The 21,143-nt window shown below is 31.1% G+C and carries 22 protein-coding genes and 2 tRNA genes; 11 read left to right on the forward strand and 13 right to left on the reverse strand.

Translation table 11 applies throughout. The annotated features are described in order from the left end of the window. Nucleotides 1-10: 10 nt before the first annotated feature. The 6 genes from MUN68_RS04590 to MUN68_RS04615 form a co-directional block, all read right to left on the reverse strand. Nucleotides 11-460, reverse strand: a complete 450-nt coding sequence (locus MUN68_RS04590) for a sterol desaturase family protein (protein WP_249997192.1) — start codon at nucleotides 458-460, stop codon at nucleotides 11-13. A 4-nt stretch (nucleotides 461-464) separates the two neighbouring features. Then, complete coding sequence (locus MUN68_RS04595; RefSeq protein ID WP_249997193.1) at nucleotides 465-1,304, reverse strand: phytoene/squalene synthase family protein; 840 nt, start codon at nucleotides 1,302-1,304, stop codon at nucleotides 465-467. Further along, a complete protein-coding gene (locus MUN68_RS04600) occupies nucleotides 1,301-2,770 on the reverse strand; it encodes a phytoene desaturase family protein (protein WP_249997194.1) in 1,470 nt (489 codons plus the stop codon). Before MUN68_RS04600 ends, MUN68_RS04595 begins: the two co-directional genes overlap by 4 nt. A gap of 54 nt (nucleotides 2,771-2,824) precedes the next feature. Beyond that, the gene (locus MUN68_RS04605; protein ID WP_249997195.1) at nucleotides 2,825-3,724 is read right to left on the reverse strand and encodes a MerR family transcriptional regulator; all 900 of its coding nucleotides are present in this window, start codon (nucleotides 3,722-3,724) and stop codon (nucleotides 2,825-2,827) included. 89 nt (nucleotides 3,725-3,813) lie between these two features. After that, nucleotides 3,814-3,897 (reverse strand) — tRNA-Leu (locus tag MUN68_RS04610). A 56-nt stretch (nucleotides 3,898-3,953) separates the two neighbouring features. After that, nucleotides 3,954-4,026: transfer RNA gene (locus MUN68_RS04615), tRNA-Lys, on the reverse strand. 129 nt (nucleotides 4,027-4,155) lie between these two features. Here MUN68_RS04615 and MUN68_RS04620 point away from each other — a divergent pair. Next, on the forward strand, nucleotides 4,156-4,674 hold the full coding sequence (locus tag MUN68_RS04620; protein ID WP_249997197.1) for a shikimate kinase: 519 nt from the start codon (nucleotides 4,156-4,158) through the stop codon (nucleotides 4,672-4,674). On the opposite strand, the gene MUN68_RS04625 is transcribed toward MUN68_RS04620, so the two are convergent. Both MUN68_RS04625 and MUN68_RS04630 read right to left on the reverse strand, forming a co-directional pair. Further along, nucleotides 4,666-5,169: a phosphoribosyltransferase family protein gene (locus MUN68_RS04625; protein ID WP_249997198.1), complete on the reverse strand. Its 504-nt coding sequence runs from the start codon at nucleotides 5,167-5,169 to the stop codon at nucleotides 4,666-4,668. The genes MUN68_RS04620 and MUN68_RS04625 overlap by 9 nt on opposite strands. A 55-nt stretch (nucleotides 5,170-5,224) precedes the next feature. Continuing rightward, nucleotides 5,225-5,605, reverse strand: coding sequence for an RNA-binding S4 domain-containing protein (locus MUN68_RS04630; RefSeq protein ID WP_249997199.1), 381 nt, complete (start codon nucleotides 5,603-5,605; stop codon nucleotides 5,225-5,227). 142 nt (nucleotides 5,606-5,747) lie between these two features. Here MUN68_RS04630 and MUN68_RS04635 point away from each other — a divergent pair, with 142 nt between their 5' ends. After that, nucleotides 5,748-6,689, forward strand: coding sequence for an FKBP-type peptidyl-prolyl cis-trans isomerase (locus MUN68_RS04635; RefSeq protein WP_249997200.1), 942 nt, complete (start codon nucleotides 5,748-5,750; stop codon nucleotides 6,687-6,689). Nucleotides 6,690-6,803: 114 nt separating this feature from the next. On the opposite strand, the gene MUN68_RS04640 is transcribed toward MUN68_RS04635, so the two are convergent. Then, a complete protein-coding gene (locus tag MUN68_RS04640) occupies nucleotides 6,804-7,760 on the reverse strand; it encodes a transketolase family protein (protein WP_249997201.1) in 957 nt (318 codons plus the stop codon). 19 nt (nucleotides 7,761-7,779) lie between these two features. Further along, on the reverse strand, nucleotides 7,780-8,625 hold the full coding sequence (locus tag MUN68_RS04645) for a transketolase (protein ID WP_249997202.1): 846 nt from the start codon (nucleotides 8,623-8,625) through the stop codon (nucleotides 7,780-7,782). A 223-nt stretch (nucleotides 8,626-8,848) separates the two neighbouring features. Between MUN68_RS04645 and tgt the strand changes: the two genes are divergently transcribed. The 7 genes from tgt to MUN68_RS04680 all read left to right on the forward strand — a co-directional run bounded on the left by tgt (nucleotide 8,849) and on the right by MUN68_RS04680 (nucleotide 17,240). Next, on the forward strand, nucleotides 8,849-9,979 hold the full coding sequence (tgt, locus tag MUN68_RS04650) for a tRNA guanosine(34) transglycosylase Tgt (protein ID WP_249997204.1): 1,131 nt from the start codon (nucleotides 8,849-8,851) through the stop codon (nucleotides 9,977-9,979). Then, nucleotides 9,979-11,052, forward strand: a complete 1,074-nt coding sequence (locus MUN68_RS04655; protein WP_249997205.1) for an LptF/LptG family permease — start codon at nucleotides 9,979-9,981, stop codon at nucleotides 11,050-11,052. Before tgt ends, MUN68_RS04655 begins: the two co-directional genes overlap by 1 nt. Beyond that, nucleotides 11,039-11,953, forward strand: a complete 915-nt coding sequence (locus MUN68_RS04660) for a DMT family transporter (protein WP_249997206.1) — start codon at nucleotides 11,039-11,041, stop codon at nucleotides 11,951-11,953. Before MUN68_RS04655 ends, MUN68_RS04660 begins: the two co-directional genes overlap by 14 nt. 126 nt (nucleotides 11,954-12,079) lie before the next feature. Then, nucleotides 12,080-13,033, forward strand: coding sequence for an acetyl-CoA carboxylase carboxyltransferase subunit alpha (locus tag MUN68_RS04665; protein ID WP_249997207.1), 954 nt, complete (start codon nucleotides 12,080-12,082; stop codon nucleotides 13,031-13,033). A gap of 166 nt (nucleotides 13,034-13,199) precedes the next feature. Continuing rightward, nucleotides 13,200-14,738: a replicative DNA helicase gene (dnaB, locus tag MUN68_RS04670; protein ID WP_249997208.1), complete on the forward strand. Its 1,539-nt coding sequence runs from the start codon at nucleotides 13,200-13,202 to the stop codon at nucleotides 14,736-14,738. 71 nt (nucleotides 14,739-14,809) lie between these two features. Then, nucleotides 14,810-15,853, forward strand: a complete 1,044-nt coding sequence (locus MUN68_RS04675) for an AI-2E family transporter (protein WP_249997209.1) — start codon at nucleotides 14,810-14,812, stop codon at nucleotides 15,851-15,853. 202 nt (nucleotides 15,854-16,055) lie between these two features. Beyond that, nucleotides 16,056-17,240 (forward strand): asparagine synthetase B, encoded by a 1,185-nt coding sequence (locus MUN68_RS04680; RefSeq protein WP_394357642.1) that lies wholly within the window; start codon nucleotides 16,056-16,058, stop codon nucleotides 17,238-17,240. Here the strand turns inward: MUN68_RS04680 and MUN68_RS04685 are convergent, their stop codons facing one another. The 3 genes from MUN68_RS04685 to MUN68_RS04695 form a co-directional block, all read right to left on the reverse strand. Beyond that, entirely contained in the window at nucleotides 17,241-17,624 is a 384-nt protein-coding gene (locus tag MUN68_RS04685) for a hypothetical protein (protein WP_249997211.1), read from the reverse strand. After that, nucleotides 17,581-18,378 carry a sterol desaturase family protein gene (locus MUN68_RS04690; protein WP_249997212.1) on the reverse strand — a complete coding sequence of 266 codons (798 nt, stop codon included), beginning with the start codon at nucleotides 18,376-18,378 and terminating at the stop codon, nucleotides 17,581-17,583. Before MUN68_RS04690 ends, MUN68_RS04685 begins: the two co-directional genes overlap by 44 nt. Before the next feature lie 100 nt (nucleotides 18,379-18,478). Beyond that, nucleotides 18,479-19,207, reverse strand: a complete 729-nt coding sequence (locus MUN68_RS04695; protein WP_249997213.1) for a hypothetical protein — start codon at nucleotides 19,205-19,207, stop codon at nucleotides 18,479-18,481. A gap of 199 nt (nucleotides 19,208-19,406) precedes the next feature. On the opposite strand from MUN68_RS04695, the gene MUN68_RS04700 reads away from it, so the two are divergent. Together MUN68_RS04700 and MUN68_RS04705 are read left to right on the forward strand one after the other, a co-directional pair. Next, nucleotides 19,407-20,423, forward strand: a complete 1,017-nt coding sequence (locus MUN68_RS04700; RefSeq protein ID WP_272792403.1) for a sensor histidine kinase — start codon at nucleotides 19,407-19,409, stop codon at nucleotides 20,421-20,423. A gap of 1 nt (nucleotide 20,424) precedes the next feature. Further along, nucleotides 20,425-21,135 carry a LytR/AlgR family response regulator transcription factor gene (locus MUN68_RS04705; RefSeq protein ID WP_249997215.1) on the forward strand — a complete coding sequence of 237 codons (711 nt, stop codon included), beginning with the start codon at nucleotides 20,425-20,427 and terminating at the stop codon, nucleotides 21,133-21,135. Nucleotides 21,136-21,143: the final 8 nt, after the last annotated feature.

Raw genomic sequence — 21,143 nt, forward strand, 5'->3', positions numbered from 1 at the left:
AAATAAATACTTATTTTTTGAAATATTTGAAAGGTACGAATAACATTCCGAAGCATTCGCCATCAGCTTTTCCTAAGTGTTTATGATGCATTTTATGAGCACGTCTAACACCTTTTGCGTACCAATTATTAGCATTTCTAAACATTTTTAAACGTTGATGAATAAAAATGTCGTGAACTAAAAAGTAAGTTGCACCATAGGCCATAATGCCAAGAGCGATTGGTAAGCAAAACCACATGTTTTCATAGCTCCATAAATAAAAACAAGTCATACTGACTAAAGCATAAAAAATAAAAAATGCATCATTTCGTTCAAACCAACTGTTGTGATCTTTTTTGTGATGATCTTTATGTAAATTCCATAAAAATCCATGCATGACGTATTTATGAGTAAACCAAGCCATAAATTCCATAGTGCAAAAGACACCTAAAAAAATAAGAATCCACAATACAGTTTGCATACGATTATAATAGATTTAATTGATATTTGACATAGCTTCTGGTAAGTAACTCAAACTTCTTGTAGTTTGGTACTCTAATTCTTGTCGATTTTATATCTAAAGCTGGAGTTTTCTTTAATTTTTTCAGCAACTGACTATAATATCTATACGCCATAAATACACCAAATTTAGCTTCTATAGGTAAGTTTTTGATGCCTTTAAGGCCTTTTTCAAAATCACGCTCTATGTCATCTATAATTGTTTTTTTAGAATCTTCATCTAAATGATTAAGATTTGTATTTGGAAAATAAGTTCTACTTAAATCTTCAAAATCAACTTTCAAATCTCTTAAGAAATTTACTTTCTGAAAAGCAGAACCTAAGCTCATTGCAGAATCTTTAAGAGCATCATATTTTTCTTGATCACCTTTAACAAACACTTTCAGGCACATTAATCCAACCACATCAGCAGAGCCATAAATATAGTTTTTATATTCTGTATCTGTAAGGTAATTTTGTTTGTGTAAATCGAGTCGCATACTTTTCATAAATGCATCAACCATACTTTTTTCAATAGCATATTTATGATAGGTTTCTTGAAACGAATTTAAAATTGGGTTCAGACTAATTTTATGTTCTAGCGCTAATTCTAAATCATTTGTAAACTTATTAAATAATAGTTCTTTGTCATAGTCATGGAAACTATCAACAATTTCATCGGCAAATCTTACAAATCCATAAATATTGTAAATGTCTTGGCGAATTGAACTTGCCAGCATTTTTGTTGCTAATGAAAATGACGTGCTGTAAGATTTGGTAACAACCTTACTACATTGGTAAGAAACGGTATCAAAAATGGCTTTCATCTGTTGTTGTGGTGTTTTTTAATAAGTTCTGCGACTAACTTTCCTGAAATTAGTGAAGGCGGAACTCCTGGTCCTGGAACCGTTAGTTGTCCTGTAAAATAAAGATTGTTCACTTTTTTGCTTTTCAATTTTGGTCTCAAAAAAGCGGTTTGTAAAAGTGTATTTGCCATTCCATAAGCATTACCTTTATAGGAATTGTAATCTTGTATAAAATCATTAACACAAAAGGACTCTTTAAAGATAATGCTTTTTTCAACGCTTTGAGAAGTGAGCATTTCAAATCGATTAATAATCTTGTTAAAATATTGTTCTCTTAATTCTGAAGTATCTTCTAGTCCTGGAGCTAATGGAATTAAGAAAATCCCAGCTTCTCTGCCTTCAGGAGCAGCATTGCTGTCTGTTATTGAAGGAAAACTTGCATAAAACAATGGATTTTCTGGCCACTTCGGTGTATCATAAATATCTTTCGCATGAACGTCAAAATCTACATCAAAAAATAAGGTATGGTGGTTAACATTTTTTAGTTTTTTATCAAAGCCTACATAAAACAATAAGGAAGAAGGCGCAAAGGTTTTTTTCTCCCAATATGTTTCAGAATATTGCACATAATTAGAATCTAAAAGTGTTTCAGTATGATGATAATCTGCTCCACTTAAAATAATATCGCTATTATATGTTATGTTATTTGCGATAATCCCAGTAGCTTTTCCATTATCTACGATGATCTTATCGATTGGATTTTCAGTTTTAATAGTCACACCTAAGCTCTTTGCTAAAGTTTCCATAGCTAGAATAACTTGATACATGCCTTTTTTAGGATGAAATGTTCCAATTCCAAAATCGGCATAATTCATAAAGCTATAAAATGAAGGTGTATTATCAGGTTTAGCACCAAGAAAAAGTACAGGGAATTCAAGAATCATAGCTAATCTATCATTGCTAAATGCTTTCCTGACATCTTTTTTTATGGTACTAAAAAACTGATTGATTTTTTTTATGGTAACAGGTGTTACCAATTCGAAAGGTGAAACTCCAGGTCTGTAAACTAAATCTTTTATTGCTACATCATAATTATCTTGTGCATTGTTAATGAATTTCATGAGCTTTTTTGAACTCCCTTTTTCTTCATTTTCAAAAGCGGCACAAATTTTATCTATAGTATCCTCAATAGTGATGTAATCATCTTTTCCGAAATAAACGCTATAGGCTGGATTTAGTTTTTCTAGTTTATAATAGTCTTCTGGGCTTTTATTAAAATCTGAAAAGAAGCGCTCAAAAACATCAGGCATCCAATACCATGTTGGACCAATATCAAAAGTGAACCCTTCTTTCTTTAGTTGCCTAGCACGACCACCAATAGTTTTGTTTTTTTCAAATATGGTAACACTAAAACCTGCTTTAGCTAAATAACATGATGCTGCTAAAGCGGAAAATCCAGAACCAATAATTGAAACAGTTTTTTTCATTGTTTAACAAAATTACAAAAAAGTTAAACAAAAAATGGTTTTGATAACAAAATTTTATAGTTTTTTAACTAAATCTTTTATTGTTTTAAAAGGAACAATTTGTTTAGGTAGTGAGTTTAAATCAATTTCATCTAACTGTTTACCTAATATCCAAAGTTTGGTAAGTTTATTTTTAAGGATGCTTTCGGAAAAGACTTTAATATAATTTTTAATATTTTCTTTTTCAGGTTTTACTGTAAAATAAGATATAAACGTAATTTCGTCATAGTAATTTAAAATGTCCTTTAGGCTATCGGTTGGAACACTTTGACCTAAATAAATACTTTGATGTCCGTTTTCAATGATTTTATAGTTTATCATCATAAGTCCAAGTTCATGGACTTCATTATCAGGTAAAAATAGAACAAACGTCTTTTTAGAGTTTACTTGATTTTGAGACTGAAGGATTTCAGTATTTATAAGAATTTTTTGCCGAATTAAAGTCGTAGCAAAATGTTCATGAGCAGGAGTGATGGTGTCTGTTTGCCAGAGCATTCCTATTTGATTTAGTAAAGGAATAAAGTCATCATAAAAAATATCTGTGAATGATTTTTCTTTTTCTAAATATGAATACGTGTCATAAAATAACTTTTGATCAAAATTAATCATTGAAAGTTTGAAGGCGGTCAATACATGGTTATTTGTACCATCATTTATAGCGACTTCTCTTACTAATTCTACGATTTCTGAAGTTTTAACAGTTGCTAATTTTGAGATTTTATAGCCATTATTGTTTAAATAGCTAATGTTTAACAGTTTTTGAAGATTACTCAAACTGTAATATCTAATATTTGTACCTGTTCTTTCTGGCTGTAGTAAGTTGTATCTTTTTTCCCAAATTCTAATGGTATGTGCTTTGATACCACTCAGATTTTCTAGGTCTTTTATACTAAACGTACTTTTTATGTTGTTCATTTTTAATAGAAAAAGATTAAACAAAAATAAACTTTTTTTATTTGAATATGTGGTTGAAGATTTTTTTTTAAGTAAACAAGGGATTAATGTGCGCACGAGAAGACTCGAACTTCCACGGACTAATGTCCACCAACCCCTCAAGCTGGCGCGTCTACCAATTCCGCCACGTGCGCATTATTTTAAGTAAAGATAAAAAAAAAGCTAAGCGAATGCTTAACTTTTTTTGTTGTGACCAGTCTGGGGCTCGAACCCAGGACCCTCTCCTTAAAAGGGAGATGCTCTGCCAACTGAGCTAACTGGTCATTAAGTTTCTCTAACGAGGGTGCAAATATAAAACGTTTAATTAATATTCCAAACCTATTATTGGATATTTTTTTGTTTTTTTGTTATCTTGTTACTTATGTTTTTAATAATCAATTTATAAGAAGAAAATGATGTTAATTTTAGTTGGATATATGGGGTCTGGAAAGTCTATTATTGGAAGGGAATTAGCGAAAGTTCTTAACTATGATTATGTGGACTTTGATGATTTTATTGAAATTCAAGAAAATGCATCAATTAAAACCATTTTTGAAACCAAAGGAGAAATATATTTTAGAAAGGCTGAAAGTAAATACTTAGACAAAATAATTAAGTTAAAAAAAACTATTGTTTCTCTTGGAGGAGGTACACCTTGTTATGGAAACAATATGGAACGAATTTTAGATTCTAATGAGTCTACTAGTATTTACCTAAAAGCAAATATCCCAACATTATCTAAAAGATTGTTTGATGAGAGGTGTAAAAGGCCATTAATTGCACATATAAATACAATTGAGCAACTAAATGAATTTATAGGGAAGCATTTATTTGAAAGAGCTGCTTTCTATGAAAGATCCAATATGAGTATCAAGACTGATGATAAATCGGTTGAAGAAGTAGTAGAATCTATACTATTACAATTATTCTAAATATGCTTTATGTGTTTTTCCTGATAGAATAATCTCTATATGTTCGTTAAGGGAAGTAGATAGTGATATGCCTTTAAAATCTGCTTTTACAGGATATTTTTTATGATTTCTATTAACAAGAACTGCAGTTTTAAATTGCTTAAGTGGGACATCTAAAAAGTGTTTTACACCATATATTAATGTACTGCCAGAATTTAGAACATCGTCAACAAGAACTATTGACTTATTGATGTATTCATCTTGATTTAAAGATGTCATTATTGGAGCCTGCGGATTTTTTTTATCAATCTGGACTTTACATAGAATCGGTTTTAAATTTGAAATTTTCTCAAGGTTTTGTTTGAGTTTTTTTGCTAATATATAGCCATTACTTTCAATTCCAGCTAAAATGATATCTTCTTCGTACACATTGCTTTCATAAATTTGATAAGCAATACGTCTTATTTTATGCTGTATTTCCTGATGATTGAGAATTATATTTTTAGTAATGCTCATACTATTTCCGATTTCTTCAAAGATAAAAAAGAGTTTGTTAATGATTGTTTAAATTTTAGATATCTTTATCTGGTGTGTCATAAAAATCATCAATATCTCTTCTGTCTTTTTTTGTAGGTCTTCCAACTCCTTTTTTTCTATAATAATCTTTTGAATATTTTAATAAGTCTTTAGCATCAAAGGCTTCTTTAGGTGTGATATCTTTTCTGTAAAGATCTACTAATTTTGCACCAACTCTACTCTCTGGTAAATCATTTACGATAATGATATAATTAATTTGATCCTTTCGTAATTCAATTTTATCAGTTGCATAAACCTCTCTACTTGGTTTAACGGCTTTGCCATTTACTTTTACATGACCTTTTTTACATGCATTTGTTGCAATGCTTCTGGTCTTAAAATATCTAATACTCCAAAGGTATTTATCTACTCGCATATTAAAGTTGTAAAAATGGCGTTAATTGTTTGATGCAAAAATATATATTATTGTATCTTGCACCCTAAAAATAAGCAATATTGTATCATTTAAAATAGGTCGCATTATTTTGAATGTATGTTAAAGAAAAGAAATCTAAATTATGACTTTTAGAAATACCATAGTAATTCTATTACTTTCAGTTTTGTGTTTTACCTCTTGTAAAGATGATGAAAGTGATTTTGTATCAATACCACCAAGAGATAGAACAGAGCAACAAGCAGCCGATAAAGATTCTTTATTAGATTACTTAAGCACACATTACTACAATTCTTCAACGTTTGAAACTCCAGGTAATTATACTTACGATGATATTGAAATATCGGAGCTTCCTATAGATGTGAATGGTAATTATGAAGATTTACCAAATCCTGATATCAATACGTTATTAATTGATGCTATTGAAACATTTACTGCTGAATATAGAGATGTTGAATATGAATATTATACACTTAAACTAAATCAAGGAGGAGGAGATACTCCATATTCATCAGATACAGTTAATATTAATTATATTGGACTTTTAACTGATGGAGAAGATTTTGATAGTACAGCAAATTCAGAAGATTTAGATCTTATTACGCTTATTGAAGCTTGGCGATTGGTTTTGCCAAATTTTGGAACTACTACTGAGATTGTTGAAAACGAAGATGGTACATACTCTTACGATAATTATGGTTTAGGAGTAATGTTTGTTCCATCTGGCTTGGCTTATTTTAATGCACCTCCTTTTGGTATTTCTTCATATTCAAACCTTATATTTAAGTTTGAATTATATACGACTGAAGCTAATGATCATGACGGAGATTTAATCATGTCTTACATAGAAGACTTAAATAATGATGGTAATGTTTTTGATGATGATACCGATAATAATGATTTACCTGATTTTTTAGACATAGATGATGATGGTGATGGTATATTAACGAAATATGAAGATCTCGATAATGATGGAGATCCTACTAATGATGATACAGATGAAGATGGTATTCCTAATTATTTAGATTCGGGAACAGCAATTTCAAATCAAGAAGAAGATAATTAAACAAAAAAAAGCCGTTTTTAACGGCTTTTTTTTTGTTTAATATTTTCTTATAAATAGCTTAAATGATTGAATAAATTAAACATCTTGATTATAGTTAATACTAAATCCAGATCTTTAATTTTTTCTCTTCAACACCTTATTTGATGCCTTTAGAATTGCATCAGCATTAAGACCATATTTATCCATAAGCTGAGCTGGAGTTCCAGATTCACCAAAAGTATCATTAGTTGCTACAAACTCTTGAGGCGTTGGACGATGTTGAGCCAATACTCTAGCTACACTTTCACCTAAACCACCTAAATGATTGTGTTCTTCAGCAGTAACAATACAACCCGTTTTAGCAACAGAATCTAAAATAGCTTTATCATCTAAAGGTTTGATGGTGTGAATATTAATAACTTCAGCAGATATTCCTTTTTCATTTAATTCTTTTGCAGCTTCAAGAGCTTCCCAAACCAAATGACCAGTAGCAACAATAGTAATGTCATCACCTTCAGTTAGACGAATTGCTTTGCCAATTTCAAAAGTTTGATCTTCAGGAGTAAAGTTGGCTACTTTTGGTCTTCCGAAGCGTAAATACACTGGTCCATGATGTTCAGCAATAGCAATAGTTGCAGCTTTGGTTTGATTGTAATCACAAGTGTTAATGACAGTCATTCCAGGCAACATTTTCATTAACCCAATATCTTCAAGGATTTGGTGTGTTGCTCCATCTTCACCTAAAGTTAATCCTGCGTGAGATGCACAGATTTTTACATTCTTATCAGAATAGGCAACACTTTGTCTTATTTGGTCATAAACACGACCAGTAGAAAAGTTAGCAAATGTACCCGTAAATGGAATTTTTCCACCAATAGTCATACCTGCGGCTAAGCCTATCATATTTGCTTCAGCAATTCCTACTTGAAAAAAACGTTCTGGATGATTCGCTTTAAAATCGTCCATTTTTAATGAGCCAATTAAGTCAGCACAGAGTGCTACAACATTTTCATTGGTTTGTCCTAATTCTGTTAGTCCAGCTCCAAAACCTGAGCGTGTATCTTTATTTCCTGTATTTGTATATGTTTTCATTGTCTTTCTTGATTGATGATTAATAGTCTCCTAAAGTTTCAGCATTTTGTGCTAATCCATTTTCTAATTGCTCATCATTAGGCGCTTTACCATGCCAAGCGTGAGTATGCATCATAAAGTCAACACCATTTCCCATAATTGTTTTTAATAAGACACAAACGGGTTTTCCTTTTCCTGTTAATGATTTAGCTTCAGCCATTCCTTTTAAAATCGCATCGATATCATTTCCGTTTTCAATATCTACAACGGTCCAACCAAAAGCTTCAAATTTAGCTCTGATACTTCCCATAGGCAAAACAACATCTGTAGAACCGTCAATTTGTTGTCCGTTTAAATCAATAGTAGAAATAATATTATCTACATTGTTTCCAGCAGCATACATAATCCCTTCCCAATTTTGTCCTTCTTGTAATTCGCCATCACCATGTAAACTGTAAACGAGATGTTTATCGTTATTTAGTTTTTTTGTTTGAGCAGCACCTAAAGCAACAGAGAATCCTTGTCCTAAAGATCCTGAAGCGACACGAATACCAGGCAAACCTTCGTGAGTTGTTGGATGACCTTGTAATCTTGTATTAATCAGCCTGAATGTATTTAATTCTTCTACAGGAAAATATCCTGATCTCGCAAGAACACTATAAAAAACTGGAGAAATATGTCCATTAGAAAGGAAGAAAAGGTCTTCACCAATTCCGTCCATATCAAACGTGTCTTTTCGATCCATAATATCTTGGTATAATGCGACGAAGAATTCAGCACATCCTAAAGAACCACCTGGATGGCCTGAGTTTACCTTGTGAACCATTCGTAAAATATCTCTACGAACTTGAGTTGTAAAATCTTGTAATTGTTGTGTGTTTGGCATATAAATAGTGTGAGTAATTTCAGCATCAAAAATAAAGTTTTCATAAGCCTAATCAAAAATAGGAACCTGTCACTTATTAACGATTTTGGTCAGTTGCTAACAATTTGAAAGCGTTTTAAAATAATGAATCTGAGTTTTAAGTTTTTACTAGTATAATTTTATTAAATGTTTAAGACCATAATACGTCTAGATAATTATCTTTGCTCACTGATGAATGAACTTTATGAATTTTGAATTAAAAGCTAGTGATCCTCAAAGTAAAGCCAGAGCTGGAGTAATTACCACAGATCATGGCAAAATTGAGACACCAATATTTATGCCTGTTGGAACTGTTGCTTCTGTAAAAGGCGTACACCAAAGAGAACTTAAAAATGATATCAATCCTGATATAATCTTAGGAAATACCTATCATTTATTCTTGAGACCGCAAACACCAATTTTAGAAAAAGCAGGTGGTTTGCATAAGTTTATGAATTGGGATCGGAATATCTTAACAGATTCAGGCGGTTATCAAGTATATTCATTATCTGCTAATAGAAAAATTAAGGAGGAAGGTGTAAAATTCAAATCACATATCGACGGAAGTTACCATGTATTCACGCCAGAAAATGTGATGGAAATTCAGCGAAGTATAGGAGCCGATATCATTATGGCTTTTGATGAATGTACACCATATCCTTGTGATTATAATTATGCTAAACGATCGATGCACATGACGCATCGTTGGTTAGAGCGTTGTTTAAAGCATTTAGATAAAACGCCATTCATGTATGATTATGAGCAAACATTTTTCCCTATTGTTCAAGGAAGTACCTATAAAGATTTAAGACAGCAATCTGCTGAATATATTGCCAACGCAGGAGCTCAAGGAAATGCAATTGGTGGTTTATCTGTTGGTGAACCAGCCGAAGAAATGTACGCAATGACAGATGTGGTATGTGAAATTTTGCCTTGGGATAAACCTCGTTATTTAATGGGAGTTGGAACACCAATAAATATTTTGGAAAATATTGCACTTGGTGTTGATATGTTTGATTGTGTTATGCCAACACGAAACGCTAGAAACGGAATGTTGTTTACAGCGCATGGAAGCATTAACATTAAAAACCTTAAATGGGCAGACGATTTTTCTCCTGTTGATGAAATGGGAATAACGTTTGTAGATACCGAATATAGTAAAGCGTATCTTAGACATTTGTTTACTGTAAACGAATTGCTAGGAAAACAAATTGCTACGATTCATAATCTCGGATTTTATATGTGGTTGGTAAGAGAAGCTAGAAAGCATATCTTAGCAGGAGATTTTAGAGAATGGAAAGACAAAATGGTTAAACAAATGGATAAGCGCTTATAATGCTGAAAATATTAGATTGGTACATATTAAAACGCTATTTGTTCACATTTTTGATGATGTTACTTCTGTTTATTCCTATAGGTATAACAGTTAACCTTGCTGAAAAAATTGGAAAAATATTAGAACAGGAAGTTCCTTTTCCTGCAGTAGCCCAATATTATTTAGATTTTACAATCTATTTTGCCAATTTATTATTTCCTATTTTTTTGTTTTTATCTGTCATCTGGTTTACTTCTAAGTTAGCTAATAATACCGAAATTGTCGCTTTTTTAAGTTCTGGTGTGTCTTTTACAAGGTTTTTGAGACCTTATTTAATAGGAGCAACAATTGTATCAGCCTTTGCATTATTACTAGGATTGTATTTAGCTCCAAAAGCAAGTAAAGGATTTAATACGTTTAAATATAATTACTTGAAAAGTAATAAGGGTCTAGTGAAAACTCAAAATATTTACAGGCAAATAAATGATAACGACTTTATTTATGTGAGTAATTTTGATCCAAATTCAAAGCGTGGAAATAATTTTACGTTTGAACATTTTGAAGGTAATGAATTGAAATATAAAATTTCTGCGAATTCAATTACTTATATGGATTCAACGTATCGACTAGTAAATTATTCTAAAAGAATTGTTGGCGAACATGATGATATTATTGAAACTACACGACGAAAAGACACCTTATTTTCATTTGATGTAGATGATTTGACACCAGTAGTCTACATTGCAGAAACCCTTCAATATGGAGAGCTTAATAGGTTTATTGAAAAAGAAAAGCAAAGAGGTTCATCAAATATTGGTCGTTACGAAGTGGTAAAATATAAGAAATGGAGTTTGCCAGTATCTGTATTTATTCTAACAATTATTGCTGTTGCTGTATCTTCTGTTAAAAGAAGAGGTGGAATGGGCGTAAATTTAGCCGTCGGAATTACAATTGCCATGGTTTATGTCTTCTTTGATAAAGTGTTTGGTGTGATGGCTGAACAATCTGATTTTTCGCCAATTGTAGCCGTTTGGTTTCCTAATTTGGTTTTTGGTATATTAGCTGGATATCTTCTGTATAATGCCAAACGCTAAAACCAAGAATTATCTTCATCTTCATTTTTTAGTATTTATTGCTGGATTTACAGCTATTTTAGGAGAATTAATTTCAATTGGTTCTACCGCTTTAGTATGGTATAGAATGTTAATAGCTGGTGTTTTAATGTTCGCCTATATTAAGATTATTAAATTAAAAATAAGAGTAGGTACCAAAGCAAAACTTAAGTTTTTTGGAGCTGGAATTATCATTGCTTTACATTGGATTACTTTTTTTGAAGCTATTAATCAATCCAATGTGTCTATTACATTAGCCATGTTTTCTACAGGAGCTTTCTTTGCATCTTTTATAGAGCCATTAATTTACAAGCGTAGGATCATTTGGTATGAAATTATATTTGGAATTATTGTTATTATTGGTGTATTTCTTATTACCCAAAGTGAAATTAAATATTTAAACGGAATTTTATTAGGCATATCTTCAGCATTGTTTTCAACTTTATTTGCGGTAATTAATGGTCGTTTTATTGAAGTGCATCAAGCGACTGTAATTTCGTTTTATGAATTTATAAGTGGTGTTGTATTCCTTACTCTTTTTATCCTTGTTTTTCATGATGGATTTAGTGTAGATTATTTTAATCTGAGTACCAAAGATTGGATTTACTTAATTATACTTGCCTCAGTATGTACTGCTTACGCATTTATCGGTTCAGTTGATGTCATGCGCCTAATCAGTCCTTATACTGTGATTTTGACCTATAATTTAGAGCCTATTTATGGCATTGCTTTGGCTTTATTATTGTTTCCTGAAACAGAAATAATGAGTACTCAATTTTATTATGGAGCCATTTTAATTCTAATTACTGTACTTATGGATGCCGTTATGAAGAACTTTAAACGTAAAAAAAAGGAGTCTTCTATATCAGATAAAACCACATAAAATTTGTCTTCCTATGTTGATATTCGCTATTTTTGTTAAACCTCAAAATCGAACTTACCTTTCGCGTGTCTACAATCTAAAAAATATGTAGTTTTGTACGCTAACTAAAACTAAACAATTGTTTAAATGGAATACTTAGAATTTGAACTTCCTATAAAAGAATTGCAGGACCAACTTTCAAAATGTCAAATCATCGGTGAAGAGAGCGATGTTGATGTTACGGAGACTTGCAAGAAAATTGAAAAAAAATTAGTTGAAACTAAAAAGGAGATATACAAAAACCTAACTGCATGGCAACGTGTTCAGTTATCTCGTCATCCAAATAGACCCTATACTTTAGACCATATTAATGCACTTTGTGGCGATTCTTTTTTAGAACTTCATGGAGATAGAAACGTTAAGGATGACAAAGCAATGATTGGTGGTTTAGGTAAAATTGGCGATCAAAGTTATATGTTCATTGGACAACAAAAAGGGTATAATACTAAAACAAGGCAATTTAGAAATTTTGGAATGTCTAATCCTGAAGGCTATCGTAAAGCTTTACGATTGATGAAGTCTGCCGAAAAATTTGGGATCCCTGTAGTTACTTTAATAGATACTCCTGGTGCTTATCCTGGTTTTGAAGCTGAAGAACGCGGACAAGGAGAAGCGATCGCTAGAAATATTTTAGAAATGACTCGCCTTAAAGTACCAATCATAACCATTATTATTGGTGAAGGTGCTTCTGGTGGAGCATTAGGAATTGGAGTAGGAGACAAGGTTATGATGTTAGAGAATACTTGGTATTCTGTAATTTCTCCAGAATCTTGTTCATCTATATTATGGCGTAGTTGGGAATATAAAGAACAAGCAGCTGAGGCTCTAAAGTTAACAGCTCCTGATATGAAAAAATTGAAGCTCGTTGATGCCATTATAAAAGAACCTTTAGGAGGTGCTCATACAGATCGTGAAAAAACATTTTTAGCAGTTAGAGATGCAATTATCAAGACGCATGAAGATCTTAAAAACTTATCACCAAAAGAATTGGTAAAACAGCGTATGGATAAATATGCTGATATGGGAGTTTTTAAAGGTTAAACCTTATCTCATATAGGATTGAAAAAACTGAAACTTTAGGTTTCGGTTTTTTTTATCACTATTAACAATATAATCTAGTTATTAACAGTTAAATTGTTGATGACCTGTTAAGATTGAAAATTTTGTAATTTCAGTTTTAGGTCACAATTGTTTTACATTCGCAGTTATGAAGCAACCCAATCAAATACAAGGCTATAAAGTCGATAAAAGCACAATTATAAATTTAGAAAAAGGAAAAATACCTCCACAAGCAATTGATTTAGAGGAGGTTGTGCTTGGGGCAATGATGATTGATAAAAAAGGTGTCGATGAGGTTATTGATATTCTTAGCGCTGATGCTTTTTATAAAGAAGCTCATAAACATATCTTTGAATCAATTTTCAAATTATTTGAAAACAGTGAACCTATTGATTTATTAACCGTTTCTAGTCAGCTTAAAAAAGATGCCAAATTAGATTTGATTGGTGGCGATTTTTACCTGATTTCTTTAACGCAACGCGTATCTTCTTCAGCGCATATTGAATTTCATGCTCGTATCATTTTACAAAAATTTATTCAGCGTAGTTTGATTAAAATTTCAAACGAAATTATTGAAGAAGCCTATGATGAAACCAAAGATGTTTTCGATTTATTAGATACGGCTGAAGCAAAACTTTATGAAGTTACTCAAGGTAACGTCAAGAAATCTACTGAAACTGCTCAAAGCTTGGTGATTCAAGCAAAAAAGAAAATTGAAGAGATTTCAAACAAAGAAGGAATGAGTGGTATTCCTACAGGATTTACCAAATTAGATAGATTAACATCTGGATGGCAACCTAGTGATTTAATTATTATTGCTGCACGTCCTGGTATGGGTAAAACTGCGTTAACATTAACAATGGCTAGAAATATTGCTGTTGATAGTAATATTCCTGTAGCATTTTTCTCTTTAGAAATGTCTTCTGTACAGTTAATTACGCGTTTAATCTCTTCTGAAACTAATTTGTCTTCAGAGAAATTAAGAACTGGTAAATTAGAAAAGCACGAATGGGAACAATTAAATGTTAAAGTAAAAACCTTAGAAAAAGCGCCTTTGTTTATCGATGATACTCCATCGTTGTCTATTTTCGATTTACGTGCTAAGGCTCGACGTTTAGCATCACAATATGGTATAAAAATGATTATGATTGATTACCTGCAATTAATGACAGCAGGTGGAAGTCAAAAAGGAGGGAATCGTGAGCAAGAGATATCAACCATATCACGAAACCTAAAAGCTCTAGCAAAAGAATTAGCCATTCCTGTAATTGCCTTATCTCAATTATCTCGTGCAGTAGAAACTCGTGGAGGAAGTAAACGACCTTTATTATCAGATTTACGTGAGTCTGGAGCCATTGAGCAGGATGCAGATATTGTAAGCTTCATTTACAGACCCGAATACTATAAAATTGATGAATGGGATGATGATGATCGTTCACCTACCGAAGGTCAAGGAGAATTTATAGTTGCAAAACATAGAAATGGTGGTTTAGAAAATATCAGATTGAAATTTATTGGCCATTTAGGTAAGTTTGATAATCTTGATGATTTTGATACACCTTTTGGTGAATTTCATTCTAAAATGAATGCAGCTGCAAATGATGATACGTTCAAACCCGAAAATTTCCCATCACCTTCAGATGCATTTGGTGCTCCAGAAGAAGATGATAACGATATACCTTTTTAAGATTATTATAGAAAAAGAACAACACAAAATAGCTTAAATTTGCTATTCAGCTAAAAAAGAGAAATTGACTCATGTTAGATCAAAGACGAACAACTAATACACTCTTATTATTTATAGTAATTCCTTTAGTATTTTATTTGCTAAAGTTGTTGTCGTTTATATTTATCCCGTTATTCTCCTCCATGTTCATCGCCTTATTGTTTTTACCTTTAATGAGAGGATTAGGAAGAAGAAATGTACCAAGATTAGCAAGTATTATTATTGTGATTACACTTATTGCAATTGGTGTTTTTATTGGTGTTGAATTAGTTCAACTCTCAAGCAGACAGATCTTAACAAATAATACAGGTTTTTTTGGTAAAGCTGAAATTAAAATCAATGATTTAATGTTGTATTTACAAGATAAATTTGGAATTGTATACGATACTGAAGGCAGTTTATTATCTCAATTTTTTCAAAAAGAAAATATAGGATCTACTTTCGATTTTATCAGAAAATTTTTCACCAACATAATGATGATTATCTTTTTTACCATTTTATGGTTGTCAGAATCTATCAATATGCATAAAGTCATGAATAACACTATTTTAAAACGAAAGCATACGTCAATAAAAGCGTTTATGAAAATTGAAAAAGACTTAATTACTTTTATTAAAGTTAAGTTTTTAGTGAGCTTATTAACTGGGATATTTACAGGTTTGGCTTGTGTGTTTTTTGATGTGAGTTTTCCGATTTTTTGGGGACTTTTCGCATTCTTAATTAATTTTGTTCAAATGGTTGGCTCGTTTATTTCTGTAATACTCTTATCAATATTTGCGTTTGTTGAACTTGATCCAACAAGTACTTTGTTCTTCTTTATTTTATCTATTTCTGGAGTTCAGGTTGTATTTGGAGCTATTTTAGAACCTATATTTATGGGGAAATCCTTTTCAATAAATGTGATAACTGTTCTAATTATGTTAATGCTTTGGGGATTTATTTGGGGAATTCCAGGTTTAATTATGTCTATTCCAATTACTGTATTTATTAAAATTATTTTAGAACAATTCCCTGGAACTAAAGTTATAGCGTCCATATTATCTGGACCAGAACGTTCGATAACTCCAAGGAAATAATAAGTGATTTTATAAAGCGTTATCAAATTCCTTATATTGTTATGCCATTTTACTCACTGCTGTAGTAAAACCCTAAAACTATATTAAAGCATTTAGTTTGGTACTAATTTTTGAGTATCTTTCGATTATGAAGAAGACATTTGCCCTTATCGTATTTTTATGTTTAGCCTTCAATAGCTATGCATCCTATATTCTAATTCCTATGGATGTAGAAAGTCAGCAAAATCATTTAAAAGCTTATGGTGTTACCTATTGGACGCTCGAAAAACAGACCAAAGTAAAATGGTTGTTAAACTATAAAGGTGGTTCTTTTTTATTACCTGATGCTGAAGAAATTCGTCGTGAATGCACTATTAGAGGCGTAAGTTTTGAAGTTGTTTCTAGTTCTAAAGCTGAAGAAATTCTTGATTTTATTGCAAGTCCATCACAAAATATGGAAGCAGTCGTTTTAGAAAAAGCACCTAAAATTGCTGTCTATTCACCTAGCGGATTACAACCTTGGGATGATGCTGTAACGATGGTATTGACCTATGCTGAAATCCCATATGAAACGATTTATGATGAAGATGTATTGAATGATGGTTTGTTATTATATGATTGGTTGCACTTACACCATGAAGATTTTACAGGACAATATGGTAAGTTTTATAGAGCCTATAAATCGGCCTCTTGGTATATAAATGAAAAGAAAGAAGCTGAAGCATTAGCTTTAAAATTAGGTTACGATAAGGTATCTCAAGAAAAATTAGCTGTGGCTAAAAAAATTCGTGATTACGTTATTGGTGGAGGTTTTATGTTTGCGATGTGTAGTGCCACAGATAGTTTTGATATAGCACTTTCTGCAGAAGGAGTTGATATATGTGAGCCTATGTTTGATGGCGATGGAAGTGATCCTAACTATCAAGGCAAAATAGATTATAATAGAACATTTGCATTTAAAGATTATTTGTTGGAACGCAATCCAAACGTCTATGAATTTTCTTCAATAGATATGACTTCAAAACGTAGTATTCCTCCAACAACAGATTATTTTTCTTTAATGGAATTCTCAGCGAAATGGGATCCAATTCCGTCGATGCTTTGTCAAAATCATACAGCTTTGGTTAAAGGGTTTATGGGACAAACAACCTCTTTTACTCGCGATGAAATTAAGTCGAATGTATTAGTCATGGGAGAGAACAAAACTAATGGTGAAGCAAAATATATTCATGGTATAAAAGGAAAAGGGTTCTTCACGTTTTATGGAGGTCATGATCCTGAAGATTACACGCACAAAGTTGGTGATCCAAAAACAGAATTAGATTTACATCCAACGTCTCCTGGATATCGCTTAATTTTAAATAATGTTTTGTTTCCAGCAGCTAAAAAGAAGAAACAGAAGACTTAATCAAAAAGCGTTTTTATATACATTATTCATCGCTTTAGATCGCATTTCTTCATAAATCTTAAATTGAACTTGAGTTAAAATTTGTTTTAATACTGCTTCTTTTTTATTTAAAAGATCTTTCATTTTAAAATATTTAGATATTTTACTTTTATTTGAAGAGATGATTTCTTTCTCTACTTCGTTAGCATATACCAAGTTTAAACTGTCAATAACTGGAATTTGAATATCAGTAAGATTCAGTTTTTGAGACATTTCCTTGGTCTGTAAAGTAGCTCTTTTTAAGGGTGTATTTAGACTGTCAGGAATTTGTTGGCTATAAACCAATGTCGTTAATACTAAGCTAAGCAGCAATAGATTTCTTTTTATTTTTACTTGTAATGGCATAGAATTTTTTTTGATACTGTTTGTGATTAGTCTTCATTAATGTATCCCAGAAATTAAAATATAATCCATAGTTTGCATTTCCTTTTTGATGATGCATATTATGATGCGTAGAGGTGTTAATCCATTTTAAAACAGGATGGTTTATAAACCAAGGCGGTAAAAATTCATATCCTAAATGTCCCATAATATTAAAAGCAAGTGAGATATTAAAAAAGATAAAAATTGCTAGAGGATGCACAGGTAAAACTAATATGATAATAGGAATGATTGCAGCTTCAATAATCGCTTCAGTTATATCAAAAGAAAATGCTGTAAATGGTGTCGGGTTTCTTGATTGGTGATGAATTTTATGAACTATTCCAAACAGTTTTGGATGATGTACAAGTCGATGCATCCAGTAAAAGTAAGTGTCATGAATGAGAAGCATAATCAGAATGGAAAAAATAAAATATTCCAATCCGTAGAGACTAAAGTCAGTATAAATTTTTGTAAAACCATTAATTTTTAAAGCATATATGAATAATCCAATGCCTCCAAAAACAATAGCAGTAAAAAAGCTATGTTTTATTTCATTTTTAATTTTAATAGCTTTTGGATAATTTTTTTGAATGCGTTTATGCTTAAGTGCTTTTTTTTTGAATAGGTAAAATACACTATACGTAATTCCCGAAAAAAACAGATATCTAATAAAAACAATGCTAATGGCAATTACAAAAGCTTTAATCATTCCGAAATTTGAGATTAAATAGTCCATAATATAGTTTATTGTTAAATTATTAGGATGAAGATTGAGCCAATCAGAGCAAAGCACTCGGCACATTATTTTGCTTTGCCCATCATGGCTGCAAATCAATCTACCCTAAATTAATTACATATGTGTTTTCGTTTATGATTAACGTTGCTGTTTCATCATCATTGAAAACTAGGCTGCCTTCAAACGAAAAACTTTTATTCTTACTTGAGCCAGATAAAGTTAGTGTTGCTGTTCCTGAAGTAATACTGCTACTGCTTTTATCTATTATAATATCAGTTAAATCAACTGTTAAATTACTAATCACACTTCTGGTATTTACAATGGTTAATTCTTGCATGCCATTTCTTTCATAATCTCCATTTAAAACCATTGAATTTGCAGTTGGCTGTAAACCTGTGATTTCAAAGTAAGATGTAGAATTGTCATTTGAAATAATTCGTTGTGAACTATAATTTCCATCCGTAGAAGAAGAAAATTCGACAGATTGAGAAATCCCGATGTTGTTACATGTCATTTCATAACTCCAATCTACAGTATATGAAGCTTGAACAACACTTTCATCATAATTAATAACAAATGTATCGTTGTAGATGACACTGCAATCTTCATTGATGGTAATGTCTGTTGTAAGACTTTCTGCAAATGTTTTGGTATTATCATTTAATCCACCAGTACTTTTTTTAAGTGATGATTCAATGAGTTCTACGGCTTCTTCTTCACTAAGCTCAGAAGTTTTTGTTGTATTATCATCATTCGTACTACATGAAGAAGTGACGATAATTAGATTAAATACAATAAGGCTGATTAAGAATAATTTTGAAATTTTCATAATATTAATGTGTTTTGGTTTATAATTATGAAGCAAATATTCTTGATTTTTAAATTTTGAGAAAAAGAGTTCAACCAAAGGCTTAAAAAAATCATCAAGTAGCGCAATTAGTACTTTTTTACAGTTTGTTGAAGAAAATAAACCGTTGGTTTAAAAACCATTGTGTCAATAGACATTTAGATTACATTTGATACCAGATATGAGACATAAAACACTAATATATAGTATGCATTTTTGCTTTTGGATTGGCTATTTGGCAATTCAAACATGGGTGTTTTCTTATTTTCTAGATTTCGCTACAAGTTTGCTAAGAGGTTGTATTAATGGTATTCCATTGATGCTTTTGGCATATACTAACATATGGGCAGTAAACACATTCTTTGAAAAGAAGAAGTATGTTTTATACACTATTGCAGTAGTATTTATAATGACACTAATTTCATTAATTAGGCTCTATGTTAATGTTGTGTTTTCTAGTTTTAATACTGATTTTGGGTTTTTAGAACAAGAAGAATCTCTTCTAATTGGCATAATCCTCAGTAATATTTTGTTTTTAATGTTTAGTGCATTCTATCAAATTTTGGTCAATAGATTTGTAAAAACAAGATTGCAAGCCAATGAGCTACAAGCACATCAAGAAGCACAATTACAGTATTTGAGGTCACAAATGAATCCGCATTTTTTATTTAATACGTTGAATAATATTTATGCCTTGGCGACTATTAAATCTGAAAAAACAGCTCCCATGGTATTGAAATTATCACATTTATTACGTTATATGGTTTATCAAGAAGATCAAACACTAGTATTACTTAATAATGAATTGACATTGATTCAAGATTACATCGATTTATATAAACTAAAATCTGAAGGTAATTTAAATGTCTCTTTGTATATTCAAGGAAACATAGATCATCAGATGATTGAACCAATGATCTTAATTCCAATTATTGAAAATAGTTTTAAGCATAGTGATCTTGAGACCAATGCAAATGCATTTATAAAAATTGATATAAAAGTTGAGGATACTAGTTTTATATTTAAAGTTGCAAATACCAAAAATGATACATTAAAACAGAAAGATGACATTGGAGGTGTTGGTTTAAGTAATATTAAGAAACGTTTAAATATCTTAAATCCAGAACATTCCTTTATATTAAATGACACTGAAAAAATGTTTGTTGTAAATTTAAAACTGAAATTAACTCAACAATAATATGTCTAAATTGAAAGTTTTAATCGTCGATGATGAATATTTAGCTCTGAATTTGCTGTCTGGTTTTGTTAAACAGATTTCAGATTTAGAGCTTGTTGATAGTATTAAAAATCCATTAGAAGCTTTACAAGTTTTAGGAGCAAAGCGTATTGATATTTTGTTTTTAGACATTCAAATGCCTGCACTTTCAGGTGTTAATTTATTGAAATCTTTGAAAAATCCTCCAGTAGTTATTTTTACTACAGCATATTCTGACTATGCACTTGAAGCATTCGATTTAAATGCCGTAGATTATTTGTTGAAGCCATTTAGTTTTGAGCGTTTTTTACAAGCGGTTAATAAAGCTAAAGAACTATGTTATACTGAAGATATAAGAGTAGCTGAACATACAGGTTTAGAAAAATCAGAATTTATTACTGTTAAAGCAGAAGGGAAAATTATTAAGATTTTTACTAAAGACATTTTGTATATTGAAGGTATGAAAGAATATATTAGATTTCGTTGTAAAAACGACAACCATATGGTCTTTGAACGAATGAAAAACATTGAAAAATTACTGTCAAGCAATTTTATTAGAGTTCATAAATCTTTTATTATAGCAAAAGATAAGGTGACTGCCTCTCATGGTAACCAATTAGAAATAGGAACTTATAAGATTCCAATAAGTAGAGATAAAAAGGAGGACGTAATTTCTGCTGTTTTTGGTGATTGATTATAAAT

Origin of the sequence: Psychroserpens ponticola (assembly GCF_023556315.2) — a bacterium.
Taxonomy (GTDB): domain Bacteria; phylum Bacteroidota; class Bacteroidia; order Flavobacteriales; family Flavobacteriaceae; genus Psychroserpens; species Psychroserpens ponticola.

Excerpts from the sequence above, each read along its gene's own strand:
- MUN68_RS04590 (WP_249997192.1), bottom strand. The coding sequence starts at position 460 with ATGCAAACTGTATTGTGGATTCTTATTTTTTTAGGTGTCTTTTGCACT.
- MUN68_RS04595 (WP_249997193.1), bottom strand. The coding sequence starts at position 1,304 with ATGAAAGCCATTTTTGATACCGTTTCTTACCAATGTAGTAAGGTTGTT.
- MUN68_RS04600 (WP_249997194.1), bottom strand. The coding sequence starts at position 2,770 with ATGAAAAAAACTGTTTCAATTATTGGTTCTGGATTTTCCGCTTTAGCA.
- MUN68_RS04605 (WP_249997195.1), bottom strand. The coding sequence starts at position 3,724 with ATGAACAACATAAAAAGTACGTTTAGTATAAAAGACCTAGAAAATCTG.
- MUN68_RS04620 (WP_249997197.1), top strand. The coding sequence starts at position 4,156 with ATGATGTTAATTTTAGTTGGATATATGGGGTCTGGAAAGTCTATTATT.
- MUN68_RS04625 (WP_249997198.1), bottom strand. The coding sequence starts at position 5,169 with ATGAGCATTACTAAAAATATAATTCTCAATCATCAGGAAATACAGCAT.
- MUN68_RS04630 (WP_249997199.1), bottom strand. The coding sequence starts at position 5,605 with ATGCGAGTAGATAAATACCTTTGGAGTATTAGATATTTTAAGACCAGA.
- MUN68_RS04635 (WP_249997200.1), top strand. The coding sequence starts at position 5,748 with ATGACTTTTAGAAATACCATAGTAATTCTATTACTTTCAGTTTTGTGT.
- MUN68_RS04640 (WP_249997201.1), bottom strand. The coding sequence starts at position 7,760 with ATGAAAACATATACAAATACAGGAAATAAAGATACACGCTCAGGTTTT.
- MUN68_RS04645 (WP_249997202.1), bottom strand. The coding sequence starts at position 8,625 with ATGCCAAACACACAACAATTACAAGATTTTACAACTCAAGTTCGTAGA.
- tgt (WP_249997204.1), top strand. The coding sequence starts at position 8,849 with ATGAATTTTGAATTAAAAGCTAGTGATCCTCAAAGTAAAGCCAGAGCT.
- MUN68_RS04655 (WP_249997205.1), top strand. The coding sequence starts at position 9,979 with ATGCTGAAAATATTAGATTGGTACATATTAAAACGCTATTTGTTCACA.
- MUN68_RS04660 (WP_249997206.1), top strand. The coding sequence starts at position 11,039 with ATGCCAAACGCTAAAACCAAGAATTATCTTCATCTTCATTTTTTAGTA.
- MUN68_RS04665 (WP_249997207.1), top strand. The coding sequence starts at position 12,080 with ATGGAATACTTAGAATTTGAACTTCCTATAAAAGAATTGCAGGACCAA.
- dnaB (WP_249997208.1), top strand. The coding sequence starts at position 13,200 with ATGAAGCAACCCAATCAAATACAAGGCTATAAAGTCGATAAAAGCACA.
- MUN68_RS04675 (WP_249997209.1), top strand. The coding sequence starts at position 14,810 with ATGTTAGATCAAAGACGAACAACTAATACACTCTTATTATTTATAGTA.
- MUN68_RS04680 (WP_394357642.1), top strand. The coding sequence starts at position 16,056 with ATGGATGTAGAAAGTCAGCAAAATCATTTAAAAGCTTATGGTGTTACC.
- MUN68_RS04685 (WP_249997211.1), bottom strand. The coding sequence starts at position 17,624 with ATGCCATTACAAGTAAAAATAAAAAGAAATCTATTGCTGCTTAGCTTA.
- MUN68_RS04690 (WP_249997212.1), bottom strand. The coding sequence starts at position 18,378 with ATGGACTATTTAATCTCAAATTTCGGAATGATTAAAGCTTTTGTAATT.
- MUN68_RS04695 (WP_249997213.1), bottom strand. The coding sequence starts at position 19,207 with ATGAAAATTTCAAAATTATTCTTAATCAGCCTTATTGTATTTAATCTA.
- MUN68_RS04700 (WP_272792403.1), top strand. The coding sequence starts at position 19,407 with ATGAGACATAAAACACTAATATATAGTATGCATTTTTGCTTTTGGATT.
- MUN68_RS04705 (WP_249997215.1), top strand. The coding sequence starts at position 20,425 with ATGTCTAAATTGAAAGTTTTAATCGTCGATGATGAATATTTAGCTCTG.